Consider the following 1850-nt stretch of genomic DNA (forward strand, 5'->3'; position numbering starts at 1 on the left):
GAGCGCCGGAACGGCGCCGTCCCGGTACCGCCGCTCGTCGCGGCCCGGGCGGTGCTGCTCGCCAAGGCCTCCGCGGTCGGCGGCGCGGTGGTCGCCGGGCTGTGGGTGGCCGTGCTGATGCACACGCTGCCGCGGGCCGCGGTCGTGGTGGCCGCGTTCCGGGACAGCGTCGTCGCCGGGATCGGTGTGGTCAGCGCGCTGCTGCTGATCGGCGCCGCGTTCTGGCTGGAGTACTGCTGCCGGGCCCCCGACGACCCGGACGACACCGACGGTGGGATCCGCTCGACCTGAGGCGCGTCCCCCGCGCGGACGGGGCCGGTTCTCTACGCTGGACGGTCATGACGTCCCCGACGCTCGGCCGCCCGTACACACCGGTGCCGGCGCCGTCGGCCAAGCGACGGGGCGTGCTGCTGCCGGTCGTCGGCCTGGTGGTGCTGGCCCTGCTCGCGGTGATCACGATCGGGGTGCTGCAACGCGCGATCGGGACGCCGGGGGTGATCGTCGGGACCCTGGCCGCGCTGCTGCCGGTCGTGCCGGTGGTGGCGGCGTTCCTCTGGGTGGACCGCTGGGAGCCCGAGCCGCCGCGGATGCTGATGGGCGCGTTCCTCTGGGGCGCCGGGTTCGCCGCGCTGGTCGCCCTGCTGATCAACACGAGCGCCTCGGCGGTGCTCGACGCGGCCGCCGGGCGCGGCGCGGGCGACCTGTTCGGCCCGGTCGTGGTCGCCCCGGTCGTGGAGGAGTTCACCAAGGGCCTGTTCCTGGTCGGGCTGCTGCTGTTCCGGCGCCGCGAGTTCGACGGGATCGTCGACGGCGTCGTCTACGCCGGGATCGTCGCCGCCGGGTTCGCGTTCAGCGAGAACATCCTCTACCTCGGCCGCGCGGTGTCCGAGCCGGAGTCGGCCGGCGTGCTCGCGACGCTGTTCGTCCGCGGCGTCGCCTCGCCGTTCGCGCATCCACTGTTCACCTGCATGATCGGCATCGCCGCCGGGATCGCGGTGGCCAGCCGCAGCATCGGGGTGCGGGTGCTGGCGATGATCGCCGGTTACGTCGCCGCGGTGGTGCTGCACGCGCTGTGGAACGGCGCGTCGGTGCTGGCCGCGACGCCCGGCGGCTTCTTCCAGATCTACCTGTTCGTGATGGTCCCGATCTTCGTCGGGCTGATCCTGCTCGTGGTGTTCGCCCGTCGCCGCGAGGCGCGGATCGTCGCCGCGCAGCTGCCCGGCTTCGCCGCCGCGGGCTGGATCGCGCCGAGCGAGGTGACCCTGCTGGCCCGGCTGTCCCGGCGGAAGGGCTGGCGCACGCTGGTGCGGCGCCGCTCCGGCCCGGCCGCGGCGAAGGCCGTCGCCGAGTACCAGTCCGCGGTCACCGAGCTGGCGTTCATGCGGAACCGGATCGCGCGCGGCGCGGTGAAGGAGAGCGCCCACGCCCTGCACGACGAGAAGCTGGCCGCGGTGCTGCGGGCCCGTGCCGTCGCGGTCGGGGTGCCGGAGGCGCTGGTCGCGGCCTGGGCGCGGAAGCGTCCGTCGGACTGGGAGCCGCCGCCCCCGGCCGCGCCGGACGGCAGCTTCTCCGGTCAGTTCCGGATCCCGACCTTCCCCGACGGCGGCGGCGCGTCCGCCTCCGCGGGGCCCGCCGTACCGCCGCTCCCGCCCGGCCCGGACACACTCATGACCGCGGCGCCCTGGGGGCGCCCCGAGGGACCACGGATCGCTCCGTGGTCGGGCGCGTCGCGGACGCCGGCTCCGCAGCCCCCGGCTCCGCCGACACCCGCCCAGCACACCCCGGCCCCGCACGCCTCCGCCGCGCCCGAGGGCGGTGCCCGTCCCGCCGGCCCCCGCGGACCCGGGGAG

2 protein-coding genes are annotated in these 1850 nt (G+C 76.3%); both read left to right on the plus strand.

Annotated features, from left to right (window positions below):
* Positions 1–291 (plus strand): DUF3180 domain-containing protein (locus GTW08_RS19585; RefSeq protein ID WP_161152347.1); only part of this gene is annotated, 291 nt, incomplete at its 5' end.
* A gap of 47 nt (positions 292–338) precedes the next feature.
* On the plus strand, positions 339–1850 hold a 1512-nt coding region (locus GTW08_RS19590), incomplete at its 3' end, for a PrsW family intramembrane metalloprotease (RefSeq protein WP_161152348.1).

The sequence above is a fragment of the Pseudonocardia sp. SID8383 genome, from assembly GCF_009864975.1.
Lineage (GTDB): Bacteria > Actinomycetota > Actinomycetes > Mycobacteriales > Pseudonocardiaceae > Pseudonocardia > Pseudonocardia alni.